The organism is Erythrobacter sp., assembly GCF_024305245.1.
Classification (GTDB): Bacteria; Pseudomonadota; Alphaproteobacteria; order Sphingomonadales; family Sphingomonadaceae; genus Erythrobacter.
Genome location: NZ_JAMWYX010000008.1, coordinates 19,580 through 41,035, shown reverse-complemented (window position 1 = coordinate 41,035; position 21,456 = coordinate 19,580). Strand labels below are relative to the sequence as shown.

Genomic DNA, 21,456 nt, shown 5'->3' with positions numbered 1-21,456 from the left:
CATTCGGGCCTGCTAAGCGAGGCAAATCAGCTACAGGTTGGACGCGGTGGCCGGCAACTTGCGCTGCTTGAAATGCGGGCGGAACCCTCCGCGGGCGGGACATCGGCTGGGTTCATAGCGTGGGGTGGCAGCGGATCGCAAAAAAGGGAAATTGTAGCGGCGCGTCCTGGCACTAATGCCAAGCAAGAGTTTATCGCAGAAAAGTTGGCCGTCAGCCGATAATACCGGGGGGGCATGAATAGGCTGACGGCCTAGTCGTCTAATCGGGGTGTCCCGGGTCGGGGACAGCTTCAGTTAACCTTCCACAACCCGAGTCGCCCTATCCCGTGTTACATAAGGCTGAACGGAGCCTGATGCGGCTGTCGGCCATCGCCCGATGGCCGTCCTCGGGATCGGCCAATAGAATGGGGTTCGGCCACACATGGGTGAAAAGTTCAACGGTTGGTTGAGGCCAAAGCAGACGCATACAGCATATGGTCGCCATCTAGCCAAACAGCGGCGCCATCAGTGCTGCCTTACCTTGGCAGGCGCTCCCTTTGGTGTATTCGTGTGACGCGCCTCATGAAAAGCCATTTCATCTCTCGACTGCGTAGCCCTGGCTTACCGGACGATACCGGACCCGTTCTGCTGAGCGAAGCTCTCAGCGAGTCAAAGAGCTTCCCCGCCAGGCAGGTGATATGCCGCGGCGACAGCGAGCTTACTGGATTTCCGGTCATCATTTCCGGATGGGCGGCAAGATGTCAGTTCGTTCTGGATGGCGGCCGGCAGATCACCGGGCTGCTCGTTCCGGGTGATCTTGCTTATCTCGGCCGCATGCCCGGGCAGGTAATCGACGAGGAAATTGTGGCGCTCAGCACCTGCAAAGTCGCATGGCTTCCCGCGCTGGTGGTCGAAGAACTTGTCGCGTCCCACCCGGTTTGCGGGATCGCCCTGCGAAGCTACGCAGCGCTCGAATACGCAATGGCTATTTCCTGGCTGGTGAACGTTGGAAGAAGAGATGCGTTCGAGCGCATGGCTCACTTCATTTGCGAGATCCACTACCGGCTTTCCAGAGTGGGTCTCGTTCAGGGGGCAGAGTTTCTATTTCCGCTCAAGCAACACGAACTGGCCGATGTGCTGGGACTTGCTCCGGTTCATGTGAACCGCAAAATACAGCAATTGCGGCAGGAGGGATTGATCGCACTGAAAGGCCGGCACCTCGAGATCCTCGACCTTGCCCGCCTGCGACACATGGCGGGCTTCCAGAGTGCCTACCTTGGCGACCTGGCAACGATCGACAAGTCGGACCCAGCAGGCCGTCCGGCGGGGTGAAAATCCGCAGCAGCAGTCAAGACTTGACCTGTTGACCTCCGCCACCGCTGGCCTTGGGGGCTTCGCTGTGAACCTGGTGCAGCGCGGTGATCACAGCCGATGCCTCAGCAGGTTTGGAAATGAACTTGGCATAGTTCAGATCGTCGGGGACGACTGTGACATCATATCCGGTCAGGAACACGCAGGGAATACCCTTGGCATCGAGCGAACGGGCAAAATCGAAAGACCGCGTGTCGCCCAGATTGATGTCGAGAAGAGCGATATCTATTTTGCTGCGCTTCAGGATTTCGTCGAGATCAGGAATAGTGGCCCGGCAGGCGACGATTTCGACACCGGCCTGTTGCAAGGACTCGCGTGTATCCTGCGCCTGATAGAAATCGTCCTCGATGATGAGGATGCGACAGCCTTTGAGAAGTTTAGCAACCATCTCTTAGGTTCCTTCTAAAGCTACGCTCGCCTCATCAGGCTTCTTCGGCCGCCCCCAAGCTCGGGTTGCCTCGCTGCCTCTCTATTCCTTCGATGCCGGTTTCCAGCACACTCGACCCGTCGACCAGCGGAAACGACATTTCTGCCAGCACACCTGTATCGTGGATCGTAAGCGAACCGGTTCCCTGCAATTCGTATGGAATGCGCTGCTCGATTAGCTGCCGCCCAAATCCCACGCGCGACGGCTTGGTCACTGCACTCACTCCAGTTTCCTGCCAGCGCAACGCGAGGTGATTTGTTGATTCTTTCGCAATGATTGTCCAGCTTATTTTGACGTATCCCTTGTCACCCAAGGCTCCGTATTTGACCGAGTTGGTGGCAAGTTCGTGGATCGCCAGAGTGAGAACCTCGGCCACCTGCGGCGATAAATGCACTACAGGCCCCTCGATCCGGTAAGCCTTTTCGCGCGCCGCACACGCCAGTAACTCCTCTTCCAGGATAGAGGACAGATTGACTTTCTCGCCAGGTGAGCGCGTCAGCATTGCCTGGGTTCGCCCCATGGCCTGCAACCGTCCGATCAGGTGATCGACATAGCTTTCGAGCGTGCGGTGCGTGGAAGCCGATTGCCGCGCCATCCCGCGGATCATGCTGATGAGGTTGCGGACGCGGTGCTGGAGTTCTTCCACCAGCAGCTTCTGCCACTCTTCCTGTCTGCGCCGCTCGGTCGTATCGATCATCGCCCCCAGCATGCGGATCGGCTTGCCATCGGCGTCATACAGATACTGCCCGCGAGCTGAGATCCAGTGCACCTCCCCACCGGGATGAACGACGCGGAAATCGTAGACGTATTCCTGACCGGTCTCGCGGGCATGTTTCAGCGCTGCCTCGACGGATTCTACGTCACCTTCGTGCACTCGCTGCCGAAAAGCGGCGTAGTTCGCCGTAACTTCGTTCACCGCGTAACCCAGCAGCTCGAAATGTGCATCAGACCATATGATCTCGTCAGTCTGGACATCCCAGTCCCAAAGACCGACGCCGCCGATCTCGGTGGCCACTCGCAGCATCCTTGCGCCGCTAAGCAACTGGTCTTCAGCGGCTTTGCGTTCGGTCACGTCGATGGCCGTGCCGATGACGCGATAACACCGTCCCTGTGAATCGAACAGCCCGCGGCCTTTGGCGGCCACCCAGCGAACCTTTCCGTCCTCTCTGCCGACCGTGCGATATTCGACATCGTAAAGAGCGCGGCGGTCGGGATCGGACGCTGCATCATATGCCTCACGAGTTCTCCTCCTGTCTTCAGGGTGAACCCCATCGAAGAAGTCGTCCAGAGTGACTGGAACGTCGGCCGTAATACCGAACATCGCCTTCACCCGCGCCGGCCAGAACATGGTTCCGGTGGCATGATCGACGTCCCACTCGCCAATCTCTGCCACTTCGAGGGCAAGCCGAAGCTGCTCCTCTCTCAGCGCTAGCCGTTCTTCGGCTTCCCGCCGCTTGTGGATGTCGATCACCGAGCCGATGTAGCCCAGAAAGTCGCCTGAAGCGCTCAGCCGCGGGGAGGCAGCATCGATAGCCCAGCGATAGGTTCCATCATGGCGACGCAGCCGATATTCGAGACGAAAGGCTCGACGCTGGGCATTTGCTTCCACAAAAGCGCGTTCCGCCGCAGCCTTGTCGTCTGGGTGAGTGACATTCAGCCAGCCGAAGCCCTCAGCCTCTTCAGGCGTCTGACCAGTGAACTCGAACCATTCGCGGTTGAGATAAGTGCAGTAACCATCGGGATCAGTCACCCAGATGGCGACCGGCGCATGCTCCGCCATGTTGCGAAACCGTTCTTCGCTCTCGCGTAAGGCCTGTTCGCCATAACTGCGTTCGGTGACATCGCCGAAGACGCCCACCATGCGCTGACCTGACAATATCGCACCGGCTTGACTGATTACCGTTCGACAGGTGCCGTCAGGCAGAAGAATGCGATATTCAGCTGTCAGGTGCTCGCCTTGCGACGCAGCGGCGAAAGAAGCGCTTTGCACTCCTTCCAGATCGTCAGGATGAATGCGCCCGAAAACCTGCTCGGCAGTTATCGGCTCATTGACTGCAAAACCAAAAATCTCCCGCGAGCGCGCATCGAGGAGGACCTTTTGCGAAGCAGGCTCCCACTCGAACGTGCCGAGCCGGGCAACATCGAGTGCGGCTGCCCGCTGCGCCTCGCTGCTGCGCAACCGATGAACTTCGGTAACATCCTCTGCCTGATGGATGATCGACTCGACATTGCCGTTCAGATCAAGGACCGGCGTGTTTACCATTGCCAACCACTTGTCTGTAACCTGACCATCGTTCGTTCTAAGCGCGTAGCGCTGCAGCGGCATCGTGTCGGCTGTCCGCGTCGCGACCACTCGCTCAAGGGAAGCTGAAAGATTTGACGCGCCGTCGACATCGGGATCGTCTGGATCATCGGGGAAGACGTCGAGCAGCCTTCGGCCAATCTGCTCCTCGCGCTTGGTCTGGGTGAAGCGCAGGCGAGCAGCGTTCACAGCGATGATGGTCCAGTCGGGCGGCCTCACCACTACCAGCGGCAAAGGCGAGGCATCGAAGAGTGCCTTGAAGTCGGGCGAAAAATGAGCGGGATCTCGAATTGTCACCGGTCAGAAGCGCTCATCCGGAGGGGACATGATGGCATTCACTCGCTTTCTAGATCGCTGGCGCGCGCAGCCTTGGCGCAGGTAAGCTTTCGACCCGGCATGACGATAACACCGGCGCGCCGATGGTCAACGACTGTAGGATCTAAAAAGGCTGCAACGTCTGCGCTTTATGTCGTGGACAGTTAACGGGGCACCACTGCCCCAGAATATTCGGGCCGACCCGCATCGGCATCGCTACTCCCTGCTCGACTGCCTTTGTCTGCACACATGCCCTTCGAATGCGTGACTGAATGACCATAATGGGGTCGATACCTGACAGGCAGCTTTCGGACGGAGATGTGGCAAAGCTGCCAGTCCGCATATAAATGCTCCCCATCCTAAGGGGAACGACCAGCTTTGGGTGGATTTCTGCCGATGCGGCATCGTGAGGCTAGTTGACTAAGCGGCTGGCGAATGATCATTCATTGCCATGGCCCCTCAAGAGCAGCATTTGGTTGAATGGACACCCCACTCGGCGCTTGGGGGCGAGCATCGATCGTTCTCCGACTTGGCGATTCACAGCCCAGAGCATCAGAAGCTACTGGTTGTTCTGCTGTGCGAGGAAGGAGAGCTGCGCTTAGAGTTCAAAGATGTGCGAGCGTTTCTAACCTGTTGGGACGGCGACCCGAACCCTCTGCTCACTTTTGAAGAAGCAGCTTCAAGGCCCGCTAATCTGTTTAGGATTGAAGGGTCACGCTGGCTTGCGTCCGACTCATTCTACCTCGACTGCGAAAGCTCATTTGAGGCATCTGAAGAAGAATGGCGACATTTTTGCATTATCGCCAATGAGCGATCAATTCATATCGCGGCCCGTGACCAAATCGAAGCCACGTTGCTCACAACATAGCACCCGCTCGACGACGGCTTCGGGGTCGATAGCGGTACGTCCGCATTACCGCCGCCGAGCGCTTATGGCACATATCGCCCCAGCTTCTCCACCTCAGCCCTGAGGGTCTCCATTGCCCATTCCCCATAGGCTTCCCCTTGGGTCTTCGGCGCGTGACCCTGAATGGCATCCAGCGCAGCGGCATCCATCTTGACCTGACGCCCCTGCGTCTTGAAGCGATGACGCCACCCGTGATTCGGCGACTGCACCTCAGTCACCCCCAACTCACGCACCCACTTGGCCAGCTTGCCGCCTATCTGCTTGTGCAGCGGGTGGCTCTCAGACCCCTTCCGGATGCCCGTGGGATCATAGAATAGCGGGGTCGCATCGCCGGCCTTACCCAGCTTGTGGAAGCCCTGTTCGATCAAGTGGGAGTGGAGGGGCACCTTGCGGGCCTTCCCTGTTTTCACAGACCCAGCCTCTGGGGTGATGTGAATGACCCAGACCCCGCCCTCCTCTCGGATATCCATAGCCCGCAGCTGGGTGATCTCATTCACCCGCGCCCCAGTGTAGGCACACACCCAAGGCACCCAGCGCCGCGCAAGCGCGTGAGTCGGGCTGAGGCCCTTCGGCTGCTCCAAGAGCGCCGCCGCTAGGATCGTCTTTGCCTCAGCATCAGAGATGCCCTTGCGCTGGGTCTGGGTAGCCTTCGGGCCAATCACTTCTTGCCGCGCAAACGGGTTGTCGGACAGCTGCCCCCGATCATAGGCCACCTTGAAGACCCGCGAGAGGGCAGCCCTGTAGGTCATGGCCACCGTCCTCACCGATAGGCCCCCAGCGACCAGCGCGGTGAACCACCCCGAGGCATCCGCACGGGTGACCTTGGTGGCATCATCATGGCCGACATGGGCCACGAACTTGGCAACGGCCCTACGCCACTTGCCCACCGTGTGCGGGTTGGCTGTCCCTGTGCTGGCATAGCCTTCGAATAGCTGCGTGATGGAAACGGCAACGGCGGTTTTCGCTGGGGCTGCCTCAAGGGCTGGCAAGGTTTCGGCCACTGGGTCTGGTGCGTAGTCACCCTGCGCCCGCCGCTCCATCAGATCGCAGAGGGACAGCCAGAGGTCGCCCATCTCCTGCAACAGGGCATCGCTGGAGGAAAGCGTGAGCCTCAGCCTCTTGCCATGCAAGAAGGCACCCCGCTCTTCGATCAGCCAACCCGTTGGCCGAATGCGCCCTGCTTCCCGCTCCTCTGGGTCATCAGGCTCCAGCTCCTCACGTGAGAACCACCAATCGACTGCACGACCGGGATTGTCCTCGTGCTGCGTCTTCTTGGCCTTGTACCACTCGCCAGCAAGGGCGCGGGTCTGTTTCTGGGAAAGGGTGACGGGGGTCTGGTCTGCCACTGCCCTCAGCATGGCAATGCGGTCTTCGATTGCCGTCAGCCAAGCCGTGAACTCAGCCTTTGCCTGTCCCTGCGAGAGGGCAGCGGGCCAAGTCTTCTTCTCCTCACGCTTGCCGTACGCGCTACGAACGTCCGCAGGGATCACCTTGCGGGCTGTCCACAGTCCTGACTTGTTGTGGGTCAATGCGACCATTGCGATACCCATCTTTGTACCACCTCTTTGTACCTGAGGCGGCCAAAAGACCTAGGAAAACCGACAACTTGCTGAGTTTGCACCGGAAAGAATGGTGCTGCTGGGGAGGATTGAACTCCCGACCTCACCCTTACCAAGGGTGCGCTCTACCACTGAGCTACAGCAGCGCCGGTATGGGCGCGCGCTATTGTCGCGCGGCCGGGCAATGTCAACGCTCTTGTTGCGCTATCGCTCCGCAATGTGAGTGCCGGGCTTGAAGGGCTGGCCGTCTAGCGCCAAGGGGTTTCGCATGAATGAAGGCCCACCCAAGAAACTTTCCCGTGAGGAACGGCTGGCGGCCAAACTGCGCGAGAACCTGCGGCGCAGAAAGGCCCAAGGCAAGGCGATCACGCGTAACCCGGACGATTCGGCCACCGCTTCCTCGACAGAATCGCTTCCCAATCCGCCGCGCGATAGCTAACCCCGCGCGCTCCACCGAAGAGACGAAAGCCATCATGCCCAAGCTCATCCTTGTCCGCCACGGCCAGAGCCAGTGGAACCTCGAAAACCGCTTCACCGGCTGGTGGGATGTCAATCTGACAGATCAGGGCGTGGCCGAAGCCAAGGCGGCAGGCGTGCTGCTGAAAGATCGCGGCGTGCTGCCGACCCGCGCTTTCACCTCGCTTCAGACCCGCGCGATCCTGACGCTGCATCTGGCGCTGGAACAAGCCGGGCGGCTGTGGATCCCCGAGATCAAGGACTGGCGGCTGAACGAGCGCCACTATGGCGGGCTGACCGGGCTCGACAAGCAGGAAACCCGCGAGAAGCACGGCGACGAGCAGGTGCACATCTGGCGCCGCAGTTTCGACGTGCCGCCGCCCGAAATGGAAGCGGGAAGCCCGTTCGATCTCGCATCCGACCCGCGCTATGCCGGGATCGACATTCCGCGCACCGAAAGCCTCAAACTGACGATTGAGCGCGTGCTGCCCTATTGGGAAAGCGCGATCCTGCCGGTGCTGACGAGCGGCGAGACAGTGATCATCTCGGCTCACGGAAATTCCCTGCGCGCACTGGTCAAGCACCTGTCGGGCATTTCGGACGACGACATCACCGGCCTCGAGATTCCCACCGGGCAGCCGATCATCTATGACTTCGACGACAAGATGGTGCCGGGGACGCGCTATTACCTGAAGGACGCATGATGGAAATTACGGGGGGACGCGTCGCGATCGTGATGGGCAGCCAGTCCGACTGGCCGACCATGACCTGCGCCGCCGAGGTGCTGGACGAGCTCGAAGTGCCCTATGAGGCGCGGATCGTCTCCGCCCATCGCACCCCCGACCGCATGGCCGCCTTCGCCAAGGGGGCCGAGGGCGAAGGTTTCGATGTCATCATCGCAGGCGCGGGCGGCGCGGCGCATCTGCCCGGCATGATCGCCAGCATGACCCATCTGCCGGTGCTGGGCGTGCCGGTGCAATCACGGGCGCTGTCGGGCATGGATAGCCTGCTGTCGATCGTGCAGATGCCTGCAGGTATCCCCGTCGGCACGCTCGCGATCGGCGAGGCGGGCGCCAAAAACGCCGCGCTGCTGGCCGCCGCAATCCTCGCCCTGTCGGACAAGGACCTGTCCGAACGCCTGCAGGATTGGCGCGCCGCCAAAAGCGCAGCCGTGGCCGAAACGCCGGAAGACTGATGCTGCCCCCCGGCTCCACCATCGGCATTCTGGGCGGCGGCCAGCTCGGCCGGATGATGGCCATGGCCGCCATGCAGCTGGGCTATCGCTGCATCGCCTATGCCCCGCCGGGCGACAATGTCGCAGCCGAGCCTTGCATCGACATGTTCGAAAATGGCTGGGGCGACCGCAGCGCGCTCGCCGCCTTCGCCGCGAAATGCGATGTGGTCACCTGGGAGTTCGAGAACGTCCCGCTTGCCGCAGTTGCCGCCATCCCCAACTACCTGCTTGCCTGCCCGCCGCGCGCGCTGGAAGTGGCGCAGGATCGGCTGAACGAGAAAGGCTTTATCGCGCAGCTGGGCGGCACCTCGGCTCCTTATGCGCGGGTCGAAAGCGACGAGGACTTCGCCCGCGCGATCAATGCGGTCGGCACCCCCGGCATCCTCAAGACCGCGCGCGAAGGCTATGACGGCAAGGGGCAGTGGCGCATCGGCTCGGCCCATGAGGCTGGCGGCGTGCGCTTTCCGGGACAGGCTTGCATCTACGAAGGTCTGGTCGCGTTCGAAGCCGAGTTCTCCGTGATCCTCGTGCGCAACCGCGAGGGCGAGGTGCGGTTCTGGGATTCGACCGCGAACCATCACGAGGGCGGGATGCTCGCCCAATCGCTGCTGCCAGCGGGCGCGGCGATCGAAGCGCAGGTGCCCGCCGCGCGCGAACTCGCCGCGAAGACGGCGCAGGCGCTCGGCTATGTCGGGGTGCTGACGCTGGAATTCTTCGCCACCGCGCAAGGCCCGGTGTTCAACGAAATGGCCCCGCGGGTGCACAATTCGGGCCACTGGACCATCGAAGGCGCGGCCACCAGCCAGTTCGAAAACCACATTCGCGCCATCGCCGGTCTGCCGCTGGGGGCGACCGCAACCCGCTTTGCCAGCATCGACATGCGCAATATCGTCGGCGAGGATGCCTTGTCTGCCCACGCGATTCTCGCCGAGGAAGGCGAGCCGCACCTGCACCTTTATGGCAAGCGCGAGGCGCGTAGCGGGCGCAAGATGGGCCATGTCACCCGCGTGGGGCATGCGCTACCGTGAACACCCCTGCCGCGCCTGAAATCGTTCTGATCTATGCCCGCGCCGCCAATGGCGCGATCGGCAATCGGGGCGAGCTGCCGTGGCGCCTGCCCGCCGACCTGAAGCGGTTCAAGGCGCTGACAATCGGCAAGCCGATGGTGATGGGACGCAAGACCTTCGAAAGCCTGCCCGGCCTGCTGCCCGGTCGCCGCCATATCGTCCTGACCCGGCGCGAGCGCTGGGATCACGAAGGGGCGGAACTGGCGCATGATCGCGATACGGCGCTGGCGCTGGCCGGGGCGGACAACGAGACAGGCGAAATCGCGGTGGTCGGCGGGGCGGCGATCTTCGACGTGTTCATGCCGCTGGCGCACCGGATCGAGCTGACACAGATCCACGCCGACTATCCAGGCGATATCTTCATGTCCGAACCGGGACGCGAATGGGCGGAAGCGGCGCGTGAGGATCATGCGGCGGAAGGCGACAAGCCGGCTTTCTCTTTCGTGACTTACCGCCGCGTCGCAGACGCTGGCGAGGGCGTCGCCTGATGCGCTGGCTCGATCACCGCGAACCTATTCCGCAAGCGCTGCGGGGTGCCGTCATCGCACTCGGCAATTTCGACGGGTTTCACCGCGGCCATCAGGCGGTGGCGGGCGAAGCGATCCGCTGGGCGCACGCCGAAGGCCGGCCTTCGATCATCGCGACCTTCGATCCGCATCCGGTGCGTTTTTTCAAGCCCGACGTGCCGCCCTTCCGGCTCACCACGCTCGAACAACGGCAGGAACTGTATCTGGAAGCGGGCGCGACCGCGATGCTGGTGTTCCACTTCGACGCCGAACTCGCCGGAACGAGTGCCGAGGATTTCATCGCGCGGATCCTGATCGAGCGTTTCGGCGCGCACGGCGTGGTGACGGGCGGAGATTTCACCTTCGGCAAGGGCGCGAAGGGCAATGTCGAGCTGCTGCGCACGCTCGGCGGCGAACTCGGCCTCGAGTCGCGGGTGGTCGAGCCGGTCGCGGGCGCAGGCGCAGTGGTATCCTCCAGCCGCATTCGCGAGGCACTGCGTGAAGGCGACCCGCAACTCGCGGCGCAATTGCTCACCCGGCCCTTCGCCATTCGCGGCATTGTCGAACACGGCGACAAGCGCGGGCGCACCATCGGCTATCCCACTGCAAACCTCGCGATCGACAGCTATCTGCGCCCCAAATACGGCATCTACGCCGTGACGGGCCGCATTCTGGCCACCGGCGAAGTGCTGCACGGCGCGGCCAATATCGGCATCCGCCCGCAGTTCGAACCGCCCAAGGAGCTGCTGGAGCCCTACTTCTTCGACTTCAGCGGCGATCTCTACGGGCAGGAGATCGAAGTCGCCTTCCACCACTTCTTGCGCGGAGAAGCAAAGTTCGACAGCTTGGACGCGCTGATCGAACAAATGGACAAGGATTGCGCCGAGGCGCGGCGGCTTCTAAGCGCCGTTCCCGATGACTGACGAAAGCACCAGCACGTCCAAGGGGCGCGACTACAGGGACACCGTCTTCCTGCCGAAGACCGATTTCCCGATGAAGGCCGGCCTTCCGCAGAAGGAGCCGGGCATTGCCGCGCGCTGGGAGCAGATTGGCCTCTACAACGCGCTGCGCGATGCGCGCCGGGGCCGCGAGAAGTTCATCCTCCACGATGGCCCGCCCTACGCCAATGGCGACATGCATATCGGCCATGCGCTCAACCATATCCTGAAAGACATGGTGTGCCGGACGCAGAACCTGCTGGGCCGCGACGCGCCTTACGTGCCGGGCTGGGATTGCCACGGCCTGCCGATCGAATGGAAGGTCGAGGAGCAGTACCGCAAGAAGAAGCTGAACAAGGACGAAGTCCCCGCAGCCGAATTCCGCGCCGAATGCCGCGCCTATGCGCAAAGCTGGGTGGACGTGCAGCGTGAACAGCTCAAGCGGCTGGGAATCATGGGTGATTGGGACAATCCCTACCTGACCATGGACCCGCAGGCCGAAGGCACGATTGTCGCCGAACTGCTGAAATTTGCCGAGGCCGGAAACCTGTATCGCGGGTCCAAGCCGGTAATGTGGTCCCCGGTCGAGAAGACCGCGCTGGCTGAAGCCGAGGTCGAATACGAAGACATCACCTCGACCCAGATCGACGTGGCGTTCGAGATTGTTGAATCGCCGATCCCCGAGTTGGTCGGTGCCCACGCGGTGATCTGGACGACGACCCCGTGGACGATCCCGGTCAATCAGGCTTTGGCCTATGGGCCGGAGGTTCGATACGGAATCGTTACGGCTAGCGGCGCACCGGAACTTGAAGGAAAGCGCTTCCTCGTCGCGCGCGATCTGGTCACCGCATTCAACAAGCGCTTAGATGCAACATATGGTGCTACCGTTCTGGTGACCGGCGAAGATGGCGTCACCCTCGGTGCCGACCTCGCCGGCACCCTTGCCCGCCACCCGATGCACCATCTCGGCGGCTTCTACGCGACCCCGCGCCCGCTGCTCCCCGGCGACTTCGTCACCACCGATAGCGGCACCGGCCTCGTTCACATGGCGCCCGATCATGGCGAGGACGATTTTGACCTGTGCAAGGCGAACGGGTTGGGCCCCGTCTTCGCCGTGATGGACGACGGGCGCTATCGCGACGACTGGCCATGGTTGGGCGCGTCCGACGAGCGGCGCATGAGCGTCATCAACCCCAAGTTCAACGCGCCTGATGGCCCGATCTGTTCGGACCTGCGCGAAGCAGGCGCGCTGCTCGCGGCTAGCGCGGATTACGCGCATTCCTACCCGCACTCATGGCGCTCCAAGGCCAAGGTGATCTTCCGCTGCACCCCGCAGTGGTTCGTGCCGATGGACCGCGCGATGGACTGGATCGAGCCCAAGAGCGCCGCAGACAAGCGCTGGGAATCCGAAGGCGGGGCAATCGACCCGGCAGAAGAAACCCTGTGCGCCTCGCCCACGCTGCGCGAACGTGCGGTCGAGGAAATCGCCCGCGTTGAATTCATCCCCGAAAAGGGCCGCAACCGTATCGGGGCGATGGTCGAAGGGCGGCCCGACTGGGTGCTTAGCCGCCAGCGCGCATGGGGCGTCCCGATCACGCTGTTCGTGCGGCCCGATGGCTCCTATCTGCAAGACTCGGACGTCAACGCCCGCATCGTCGCCGCAGTGATGCATGAAGGCGTCGATGCCTGGGACGAGGCCCGCAAGGGGGAATACCTCGGCACCGCGCACAACCCCGACGATTACGAGATGGTCACTGACATTCTCGACGTGTGGTTCGATAGCGGCTGCACACATGCCTTCGTGCTCGAAAGCGGGCGCTGGCCCGATCTGACATGGCCCGCCAACCTCTACCTCGAAGGCTCCGACCAGCATCGCGGGTGGTTCCAGTCCTCGCTGCTGCAATCCTGCGCCACTCGGGGCCGCGCGCCTTACGATCAGGTGCTGACCCACGGCTTCACGATGGATGCCAAGGGCAAGAAGATGTCGAAGAGCCTCGGCAACACCGTCAGCCCGGTCACAGTGATGGAGCAGACGGGCGCGGACATCATACGCCTGTGGGCGCTGAGCGTCGATTTCACCGAGGATCACCGCATCGGCGATGAAATCCTGAAAGGCGTCGGCGACCAGTATCGCAAGCTGCGCAACACCTTCCGCTACCTGCTCGGCGCGCTCGACGGGTTCGTGGGCGATATGAGCGATGGGGCTGCGCTGCCAGAACTCGAAGTTTACGTGCTGGCGCTGCTGAGCGAACTCGACGCGAAACTGAAAGCGGCGGCGGAAAACTACGACTTCAACCTCTACACCCGCCTGCTGGTCGATTTCTGCAACGAAGACCTGTCGGCGTTCTACTTCGATATCCGCAAGGATACGCTCTATTGCGACGGGCCGGATTCGACCACGCGCAATGCCTATCGCACCGTACTTGACCTGCTGTTCCACGCATTGATCCGCTACGCCGCGCCGGTGCTGGTGTTCACGGCGGAAGAAGTGTGGCTGACCCGCTATCCCGCAGATGGCGAGGAAGACGACGACGGTCAGCGCGGTAGCGTCCACCTGCTCGAATGGCCGAGCGTGCCCGGCGTAGGCGTCGATGCCGCGAAGTGGGGGCAGCTGCGCGCCCTGCGCGAACGCGTCAACGAAGCGATCGAGCCGCTGCGGCGCGACAAGACGATCCGCTCCAGCCTCGAAGCCGAAGTGGTGGTGCCCACCGCCGCCGTGCCGGAAGGCGTCTCCGACGCGCAGCTCGCCGAATTGTTCATCACCGCGACAGTCACCCGCGGGCAAGGCGACAGTGTGATCGTGACCAAAACAGCCCACCACAAATGCGGCCGCTGCTGGCGGCTGCTGCCCGATGTGGCGGAAGAGGCTGCGCTGTGCGGACGCTGCGACGATGTGATCGCGCATCTGGATACCACAGCATGACCGGCCTGCTCACCCGCAACCGGCTGATCGGTCTCGCCATCGCGGCGTTCATCGCGATCATCGATCAGGTCGTGAAATGGTATGTCACGGGGCCGCTCGCGCTGCGGCAGGTCGGCAATATCGACCTGCTGCCGTTCTTCGACCTCACCTATACCGAAAATCGCGGCATTTCGCTGGGGATGCTGCAGGCGACCAATATGGAAATGCGCTGGTTGCTGGTGCTGATGACGGCGGTGATTGCGCTCGTCGTGCTGGTGTGGATGATGCGCGAAAAGCGGATGGGCGACATCTTTGGCCTGGCCCTGATCCTTGGCGGAGCCATCGGCAATATCCGCGATCGTTATGATCTGGGCTATGTGATCGACTATGCCGACTTCCATATCGGCACTTTCCGCCCGTTCCTGATCTTCAATATCGCCGATGCCGCGATCACCATCGGCGTCGTCATTATCCTTGCCCGCAGCCTGTTCGTGCGCGACAAGGAGGACACCCAAACCGGGGAAACGCCCCGTGGAGAGACTTCAGATGCCTAAATTTGCAACCGTGATCCTTCTGACCGGCGCTTCGGCGATGCTGGCAGCCTGTGGCGGCGGCGGCGGTATTTTCAACCGCGAACGGCCCGATGAATTCGCTGTGCAGCGACAGGCACCGCTGGTTGTGCCGCCCGATTTCACGCTCACGCCGCCCGCCCCCGGCGCGCCGCGCCCGACCGAAGGGACTGCGTCCGAGCAGGCGCTGGAAGCATTGTTCGGCGGCCCCGCTCCGCGCAGCCGGATCGAAGCCAGCGTGCTTGACCGGGCCGGCAGCGCCGCGCCGGGCATCCGCAGCACAGTGGGTGACACCGGCACCAACACGGTCGCCAAGGGCCGCACCACCCGCGACATCATCGCCGCCCCCGAAGGCGACGGGCAGTCGGCAACGACGGTAATTCCTTCTTGATTTGACCCTCAGGCGCCGGGCGGCGCACGTCCGTCCGGTTGTCCTCGCTTCGCTCGTTCAGCTTCGCTTCGGTTTTCCTCGCATAAGCTCGGCGGCCCTGCAGGTGTGCTTTGCACGTCTGCGCCTTCGGCTTCGACTCCGGCCTTGCGGTCGCTCTGCGACCGATGCTTCCGCAATCTTCCAATGCGGGAAACGGCTTATTCTCCGCCGTCGTCCACTTCCCGGCTCACCAGCAGCTTGTCGATCCGGCGGCCGTCCATGTCGACGACTTCGAAGCGCCAGCCCTGATCGGTGAAATACTCGCCCTCGGCAGGCAGTTTCTTGAGCACCGACAGCACATAGCCCGCCGCCGTGCCGAATTCGCGGTTTTCGCCGTAATCGAGCCCGAGCCGGTCTGCGAGCGCATCGGCAGACAGCGATCCGGCCACCAGCAGCGATCCGTCCTCGCGTTCCACCACCTGCGGCAGGTCGCCTTCGTCCTGATCGCTGGCAAAAGTGCCGACAATCGCGGTCAGCAGATCGACCGGGGTCACGATACCTTCGAAATGCCCGTATTCGTCGTGCACCAGCGCCATCGCCACTTCGGCGGATTGCAGCACCCGCAATGCGTCCATCGCATCGAGCTGATCCGGCACCACTTCGACCCGGCGCATCATAGCGCGGATCGACACCGCATCGCCCGCCACCAGCGCCGCCAGCACTTCGCGCACCTTGACCACGCCGAGGATGACATCGGATGACCCCTCGGCGACCGGCAGCAGCGAATGCGGGCTTTCCTCGATCGTCTGGCGGATTTCTTCGGCGTCGGCGTCGGCTTCGATCCAGTCGACTTCGGTGCGCGGGGTCATCATCTCGCGCACCGGGCGCTCGGCCAATCGCACCACGCCGGTCAGGATCTGGCGCTGCTCGGCCTCGATCACGCCGGATCTGGTCGCTTCGGCAAAGATCATCTGCAATTCCTCGGCCGTGACCGAGGCTTCGCCCTTGGCGCGGATGCCGAACAGCGCCATCACCCCCGCCGAACTCCGGTCCAGCAACCATACCAGCGGCGCGGCAGCGCGGGCGATGAACGCCATCGGCCGGGCCATTGCCAGCGAGATCGGCACCGCCGCGCGCAGGGCCATCTGCTTGGGCACCAACTCGCCGATGATCAGGCTGAGATAGGTGGTGAAAGCGATCACCACGGCAAATCCGGTCTCGTCGGCATATTGCGCGGGCAGGCCCATCCACGCCAGCCGCTCGCCCACCGGCCCGCCTAGGCTCGCGCCCGAATAGGCCCCGGCGATGATGCCGATCAGAGTGATCCCGATCTGCACGGTCGACAGGAACTTGCCCGGATCCGCCGCCAGCCCGATGGCGATACGCGCGCTTTCGGACCCGGCCTCGGCCCGCGCCTCCAGCGAACTGGTCTTGGCCGAAACGATCGCGAGTTCGGACATCGCGAATATGCCGTTGATCACGACCAGCGTGAAAATAATGGCAAGATCAGTCCATGGAAAGGGTGTCACACCCTACCCGCTAGCACAAAAGCCGGTCCGTGCCAGCCGTGTGTACGGCGAGAATAGGCAAAGCTGTTCAAGCGAGGGCAATGCCAGGCACGCCAAGGCGTGGCCGATGAGCGACATAATTCCTTGTCGGCTCTCCGGCGGCGTGGCATTCTTGCCGCTTGAATTGAGGGAGGTTTTTATCATGACTTTTTCGCGTATCCTGCTTTCGGGCACCGCCGCGCTGGCGCTGATGGGCACCACTGCCTGCGTGACCGATCCCAACACGGGCGAGAAGAAGATTTCGCGCACCGCGATCGGCACCGGTCTGGGCGGCACGCTCGGCTACCTCCTTGGCGGAGCGATCGGCGGCGATGCCGGACGCATCATCGGCGCAGGCGTCGGCGGAACGGCGGGGGCCGTGCTCGGCAAGCAATATGACGACCAGATCAAGACCTTGCGCGAACAAACCGCCGGTAGCGGCGTCGAGGTCGAGGAAGTGGGCGATCAGGACGCGATCCTCGTCCGCCTGCCCGACGGGGTGACCTTCGCCACCGGATCGGCTTCGATCAATCCGGGCTTTTATGAAACGCTAAACAACGTTTCGGAAAGCCTGATCAACTACCCCAACAGCCTTATCGACGTATACGGCTTCACCGATACAACCGGGGCGAATGCGACCAATCAGCGCCTGTCGGAACAACGCGCGCAGGCCGTGGCCGATTACCTCACCGCGCGCGGAGTGGCGCGTTCACGCATCGCCACGCAGGGTTACGGCGAGCAATATGACTATCTGCGCGTGAAGACCGCCGACGGGGTGAACGAACCGATGAACCGCCGCGTCGAGATCAAGATCATCCCGATCAGTCAGGATGATGTGAACTCGGCACGCGGGAATTGATCTGGGCGGGGCCGCCTCCGCGGCCCCGCTCCCTCCGGTCGCGGCGGGCGAGGTCTTTTCGGCCTATCGCTTCGCTATTTCAGGCCGTTCGGCCTTGCGGGCTGCCCTTGCGGGCAGCCCGTTTTGGTTCTGCGCCGCTCAGGTAGAGAGGACGCTTGCCTCTCACCGCAGCGCCGCTGCTCGCTCCGCCAGCCGCTCGACCGCTGCGGCATGGATCGCGGGCGAGCACACCAGCACTCCAAAATCGCGCGGATCGTGCTTGTTATAGGCGAGCGGCCGGCCGAAAGCATCGCTGACCTGCGCCCCCGCTTCGCGCGCAATCAGCGTCGCAGCAGCGATATCCCATTCGAACCCCCAGCGCAGCGTTGCCACCAGATCGGCACGGTCGTCGGCGACCATCGCAATCCGCAAGGCAATCGAATTGGGCTGCTCCACCGCGACCAGATCGGTATCCTCCATCGGCAGCGAATGCACCGGCACCCGCGCGCCGGAAAACTGCGTGCGCGTGCTGGCCTTGAGCGGCAGGCCGTTGAGCGTCGCGCCCTTGCCCGCGACCGCCAGCCACTCCTCGTCCCGCGCGGGGGCAGCGAGCATCCCGACCAGCGGCTTGCCGGAGCTCACCAGCGCGACCGACACCGCCCAACCGGGCCGACCGCGCACGAAATCGCGGGTGCCGTCGATCGGATCGACCAGCCAGATCAGCCCGCTGGCGGTGCGCGCCTTGTCGTCGGCGGTCTCTTCGGAAAGCCACGCCGCGGATGGCAGCAGCCGCTTCAGTTCGCGCGTCAGGAACCGGTCGACTTCTAGGTCGGCCTCGCTCACCAGATTGCCGGGCGTCTTGTCCCAGCTGTGCAGGGCATGGCCCGCCCCCGGCCAGCGCGAATGGGCGATCCTGCCCGCTTCGCGGACGATTGCTTGAAGGCGATCCGTGTCAATCATCAGATGCCTGCTGTTGCGCTTGCACACAGCACTTTTCAAGTGGGTCGATCCGTGCTTAGGCCCGCCGTAAACAAACCTCTCCCCCGGAATTGCAAAAAGGGATCGATACGCCATGAATGTCCACGAATATCAGGCCAAGGAACTGCTCGCCGAACACGGGATCGCAGTCCCCGCAGGCCATGCCGCATTGAGCGTTGCCGAAGCGGTCGAAGCCGCCAAGCAGCTGCCCGGCCCGCTTTATGTGGTGAAGGCGCAGATCCACGCCGGTGGCCGCGGCAAGGGCAAGTTCAAGGAGCTTGGCCCGGACGCCAAGGGCGGCGTGCGCCTCGCCAAGAGCCTTGAGGAAGTGGAAGCCCATGCCAAGGAAATGCTCGGCAACACGCTGGTCACCATCCAGACCGGCGATGCGGGCAAGCAGGTCAACCGGCTGTATGTCACCGACGGGGTGGACATCGCCAAGGAATACTACCTGTCGCTGCTAGTCGACCGCGCCACCGGGCGCGTCGCCTTCGTCGTTTCGACCGAGGGCGGAATGGATATCGAAACCGTGGCGCATGACACGCCCGAACTGATCACCACCTTCAGCGTCGATCCCGCGCAGGGATTTCAGCCGCACCACGGCCGCGCGGTGGCGTTCGCGCTCAAGCTGACGGGCGATCTCAACAAGCAGGCGCAGAAGCTGTCGAAGCAGCTGTATGACGCCTTCATCGCCACCGATTGCGAGATGCTGGAAATCAACCCGCTGGTCGAAAGCGAAGACGGCAAGCTGCTGGTGCTCGACGCCAAGATGAGCTTCGACGGCAATGCGCTCTACCGCCACCCCGCGATCGAAGCGCTGCGCGACGTGACCGAGGAAGACCCGGCCGAAGTCGAAGCATCCGAATACGACCTTGCCTACATCAAGCTGGACGGCAACATCGGCTGCATGGTCAACGGCGCAGGCCTCGCCATGGCGACGATGGACATCATCAAGCTGAACGGCGCCTTCCCGGCCAACTTCCTCGACGTGGGCGGCGGCGCCACCACCGAAAAGGTGACGGCTGCGTTCAAGATCATCCTGAAAGATCCGGCGGTGGAAGGCATCCTCGTCAACATCTTCGGCGGGATCATGAAGTGCGACGTGATCGCCAACGGCATCGTGCAGGCCGCCAAGGACGTGAACCTTCAGGTTCCGCTGGTCGTGCGCCTCGAAGGCACCAATGTGGCCGAAGGCAAGGCGATCCTGAACAATTCGGGCCTCGCCATCGTCAGCGCCGACAATCTGGGCGATGCCGCGCAGAAGATCGTTGCCGAGGTGAAGAAGGCCGCCTGAGCCGCGGATTCAATCGCCTGAGACATCCCGGACGGGGTTGGCCGCGTATCAACCTCGTCCGGTCCCACATGGCGGCGCCTGACTTGACGTTTACGTAAACGCAAGCTAGGCGGAGCGCCAATATGCCAGTGATTCTTTGAGAGGAAGGAACGCCCCATGAAGATCCTCGTCCCCGTCAAGCGGGTGATCGATTACAACGTCAAGCCGCGGGTCAAGGCCGATGGCACCGGCGTTGATCTCGCCAACGTCAAGATGAGCATGAACCCGTTCGACGAGATCGCGGTCGAAGAAGCCATCCGCCTGAAGGAAAAGGGCGCGGCAACCGAGATCGTCGCTGTCTCCATCGGCCCGGCCAAGGCGCAGGAAACGCTGCGCACCGCGCTCGCCATGGGTGCCGACCGCGCGATTCTGGTCGAGAGCGAAGACGAGGTCGAGCCGCTGGCGGTCGCCAAAATCCTCAAGGCCATCGCCGATGAGGAACAGCCTGGCCTGATCATCCTCGGCAAGCAGTCGATTTCGGACGATTCGAACCAGACCGGCCAGATGCTGGCAGCCCTGATGGGCCGTCCGCAGGGCACCTTCGCCAACACCGTCGAAGTCGATGGGGACAGCGTCACCGTAAAGCGCGAAGTCGATGGCGGTCTGCAGACCGTGAAGCTGACGATGCCCGCCATCGTCACCACCGACCTGCGTCTGAACGAGCCGCGCTACGCCTCGCTGCCGAACATCATGAAGGCCAAGCAGAAGCCGCTCGCGAACAAGACCGCTGCCGATTACGGCGTCGACATCGCCCCGCGCCTCAAGACCCTCAAGGTCGCCGAGCCGCCGGTGCGTCAGGCAGGCGAAAAGGTCGCCGACGTCGCCGCGCTGGTCGAAAAGGTCAAGGCGCTCGGCATCGCTTGAAGCCGCGCCAGCCCCAAGGATAAGGAACACATCGAGATGAAGACTCTGGTTCTCGTCGAACATGACAACACCAAGGTGAATGACGCGACGCTCGCGGTGGTCACCGCTGCCGGGAAGCTCGGCGAAGTGCACCTGCTGGTCGCGGGACATAATTGTGGTTCGGTTGCCGAAGCGGCGGCGAAGATCGCAGGCGTGGGCAAGGTCCACGTCGCGGATGACGCCGCCTACGCCAACGGGCTGGCCGAAAACGTCGCCCCGCTCGCGGCGGATCTGATGGGCCACCACGACGCGTTTCTAACCGCCGCCACCACGCAGGGCAAGAACGTCGCCCCGCGCGTTGCAGCGCATCTCGATGTGATGCAGGTTTCGGAAATCCTGTCGGTCGAAGGCCCCAAGACCTTCACCCGTCCGATCTACGCCGGCAATGCCATCGCCACAGTTGAATCGACCGATGCCAAGCTGGTCATCACCGTGCGCGGCACCGCATTCGAAAAGGCCGCGACCGAAGGCGGTTCGGGCGAGATCGAGAATGTTTCGGGTGCAGGCGATGCCGGTATCTCGACCTTCGTCAGCTCGGAAATCGCCAAGAGCGAGCGTCCCGAGCTGACCAGTGCCAAGATCATCGTTTCGGGTGGCCGCGCGCTGAAGGACAGCGACACCTTCGAAAGCATCATCACCCCGCTGGCGGACAAGCTCGGCGCCGCCATTGGCGCGAGCCGTGCGGCGGTCGATGCGGGCTATGTGCCGAACGACTATCAGGTCGGCCAGACCGGCAAGATCGTCGCGCCGGAAGTGTACTTCGCCATCGGCATCTCGGGCGCGATCCAGCACCTTGCCGGGATGAAGGATTCCAAGGTCATCATCGCCATCAACAAGGACGAAGATGCCCCGATCTTCCAGGTCGCGGATATCGGTCTGGTGGCCGATCTCTACACCGCGGTACCGGAGCTGACGAACGCGCTGTAAGCGGTTCATCGCAAGGGACTTTATTTCG

At 62.8% G+C, this 21,456-nt stretch carries 20 protein-coding genes and 1 tRNA gene; 15 read left to right on the top strand and 6 right to left on the bottom strand.

All coding sequences use genetic code 11. The features are described from left to right. Positions 1-561: 561 nt before the first annotated feature. On the top strand, positions 562-1,311 hold the full coding sequence (locus tag Q0L48_RS11720; RefSeq protein WP_296721204.1) for a Crp/Fnr family transcriptional regulator: 750 nt from the start codon (positions 562-564) through the stop codon (positions 1,309-1,311). Positions 1,312-1,327: 16 nt separating this feature from the next. Here the strand turns inward: Q0L48_RS11720 and Q0L48_RS11715 are convergent, their stop codons facing one another. Beyond that, positions 1,328-1,738 (bottom strand): response regulator, encoded by a 411-nt coding sequence (locus Q0L48_RS11715; RefSeq protein WP_296721200.1) that lies wholly within the window; start codon positions 1,736-1,738, stop codon positions 1,328-1,330. A 34-nt stretch (positions 1,739-1,772) separates the two neighbouring features. Further along, positions 1,773-4,376: a PAS domain-containing protein gene (locus tag Q0L48_RS11710; RefSeq protein WP_296721199.1), complete on the bottom strand. Its 2,604-nt coding sequence runs from the start codon at positions 4,374-4,376 to the stop codon at positions 1,773-1,775. A 469-nt stretch (positions 4,377-4,845) separates the two neighbouring features. Between Q0L48_RS11710 and Q0L48_RS11705 the strand changes: the two genes are divergently transcribed. Beyond that, the gene (locus Q0L48_RS11705; protein ID WP_296721197.1) at positions 4,846-5,262 is read left to right on the top strand and encodes a hypothetical protein; all 417 of its coding nucleotides are present in this window, start codon (positions 4,846-4,848) and stop codon (positions 5,260-5,262) included. 62 nt (positions 5,263-5,324) lie between these two features. Here the strand turns inward: Q0L48_RS11705 and Q0L48_RS11700 are convergent, their stop codons facing one another. Both Q0L48_RS11700 and Q0L48_RS11695 read right to left on the bottom strand, forming a co-directional pair. Further along, positions 5,325-6,839, bottom strand: coding sequence for a tyrosine-type recombinase/integrase (locus tag Q0L48_RS11700; protein ID WP_296721195.1), 1,515 nt, complete (start codon positions 6,837-6,839; stop codon positions 5,325-5,327). Positions 6,840-6,931: 92 nt separating this feature from the next. Beyond that, positions 6,932-7,006, bottom strand: a tRNA-Thr gene (locus Q0L48_RS11695). 122 nt (positions 7,007-7,128) lie between these two features. On the opposite strand from Q0L48_RS11695, the gene Q0L48_RS11690 reads away from it, so the two are divergent. Genes Q0L48_RS11690 through Q0L48_RS11650 form a run of 9 tightly spaced genes read left to right on the top strand, consistent with a single transcriptional unit; the run spans position 7,129 to position 14,923 of the window. After that, positions 7,129-7,299, top strand: a complete 171-nt coding sequence (locus Q0L48_RS11690; RefSeq protein WP_296721193.1) for a hypothetical protein — start codon at positions 7,129-7,131, stop codon at positions 7,297-7,299. A 34-nt stretch (positions 7,300-7,333) separates the two neighbouring features. After that, positions 7,334-8,020, top strand: a complete 687-nt coding sequence (gene gpmA / locus Q0L48_RS11685; RefSeq protein WP_296721191.1) for a 2,3-diphosphoglycerate-dependent phosphoglycerate mutase — start codon at positions 7,334-7,336, stop codon at positions 8,018-8,020. Continuing rightward, on the top strand, positions 8,020-8,511 hold the full coding sequence (purE, locus tag Q0L48_RS11680; protein WP_296721189.1) for a 5-(carboxyamino)imidazole ribonucleotide mutase: 492 nt from the start codon (positions 8,020-8,022) through the stop codon (positions 8,509-8,511). Before gpmA ends, purE begins: the two co-directional genes overlap by 1 nt. Next, positions 8,511-9,578 (top strand): 5-(carboxyamino)imidazole ribonucleotide synthase, encoded by a 1,068-nt coding sequence (locus Q0L48_RS11675; RefSeq protein ID WP_296721187.1) that lies wholly within the window; start codon positions 8,511-8,513, stop codon positions 9,576-9,578. Before purE ends, Q0L48_RS11675 begins: the two co-directional genes overlap by 1 nt. After that, positions 9,575-10,105, top strand: coding sequence for a dihydrofolate reductase (locus tag Q0L48_RS11670; RefSeq protein ID WP_296721186.1), 531 nt, complete (start codon positions 9,575-9,577; stop codon positions 10,103-10,105). Before Q0L48_RS11675 ends, Q0L48_RS11670 begins: the two co-directional genes overlap by 4 nt. Continuing rightward, a complete protein-coding gene (locus Q0L48_RS11665; RefSeq protein WP_296721184.1) occupies positions 10,105-11,046 on the top strand; it encodes a bifunctional riboflavin kinase/FAD synthetase in 942 nt (313 codons plus the stop codon). Before Q0L48_RS11670 ends, Q0L48_RS11665 begins: the two co-directional genes overlap by 1 nt. Continuing rightward, positions 11,039-13,984, top strand: a complete 2,946-nt coding sequence (ileS, locus tag Q0L48_RS11660) for an isoleucine--tRNA ligase (protein ID WP_296721182.1) — start codon at positions 11,039-11,041, stop codon at positions 13,982-13,984. Before Q0L48_RS11665 ends, ileS begins: the two co-directional genes overlap by 8 nt. Continuing rightward, positions 13,981-14,517, top strand: a complete 537-nt coding sequence (gene lspA, locus Q0L48_RS11655; RefSeq protein ID WP_296721179.1) for a signal peptidase II — start codon at positions 13,981-13,983, stop codon at positions 14,515-14,517. Before ileS ends, lspA begins: the two co-directional genes overlap by 4 nt. Then, positions 14,510-14,923 (top strand): DUF3035 domain-containing protein, encoded by a 414-nt coding sequence (locus Q0L48_RS11650; RefSeq protein ID WP_296721177.1) that lies wholly within the window; start codon positions 14,510-14,512, stop codon positions 14,921-14,923. The genes lspA and Q0L48_RS11650 overlap by 8 nt, the downstream gene beginning before the upstream one ends. A gap of 197 nt (positions 14,924-15,120) precedes the next feature. Here Q0L48_RS11650 and Q0L48_RS11645 read toward each other — a convergent pair whose 3' ends face one another. Then, positions 15,121-16,431: a hemolysin family protein gene (locus Q0L48_RS11645; protein WP_296721175.1), complete on the bottom strand. Its 1,311-nt coding sequence runs from the start codon at positions 16,429-16,431 to the stop codon at positions 15,121-15,123. Positions 16,432-16,612: 181 nt separating this feature from the next. Here Q0L48_RS11645 and Q0L48_RS11640 point away from each other — a divergent pair, with 181 nt between their 5' ends. Next, entirely contained in the window at positions 16,613-17,308 is a 696-nt protein-coding gene (locus Q0L48_RS11640; protein WP_296721174.1) for an OmpA family protein, read from the top strand. 162 nt (positions 17,309-17,470) lie between these two features. Here Q0L48_RS11640 and Q0L48_RS11635 read toward each other — a convergent pair whose 3' ends face one another. Then, a complete protein-coding gene (locus tag Q0L48_RS11635; RefSeq protein ID WP_296721172.1) occupies positions 17,471-18,247 on the bottom strand; it encodes a 3'(2'),5'-bisphosphate nucleotidase CysQ in 777 nt (258 codons plus the stop codon). Positions 18,248-18,359: 112 nt separating this feature from the next. Here Q0L48_RS11635 and sucC point away from each other — a divergent pair, with 112 nt between their 5' ends. The 3 genes from sucC (at position 18,360) to Q0L48_RS11620 (ending at position 21,428) form a co-directional block, all read left to right on the top strand. Continuing rightward, positions 18,360-19,559 (top strand): ADP-forming succinate--CoA ligase subunit beta, encoded by a 1,200-nt coding sequence (gene sucC, locus Q0L48_RS11630; protein ID WP_296721170.1) that lies wholly within the window; start codon positions 18,360-18,362, stop codon positions 19,557-19,559. Positions 19,560-19,715: 156 nt separating this feature from the next. Then, positions 19,716-20,462, top strand: coding sequence for an electron transfer flavoprotein subunit beta/FixA family protein (locus tag Q0L48_RS11625; RefSeq protein ID WP_296721169.1), 747 nt, complete (start codon positions 19,716-19,718; stop codon positions 20,460-20,462). Between the two features lie 36 nt (positions 20,463-20,498). Then, positions 20,499-21,428, top strand: a complete 930-nt coding sequence (locus tag Q0L48_RS11620; protein WP_296721167.1) for an electron transfer flavoprotein subunit alpha/FixB family protein — start codon at positions 20,499-20,501, stop codon at positions 21,426-21,428. Positions 21,429-21,456 lie beyond the last annotated feature (28 nt).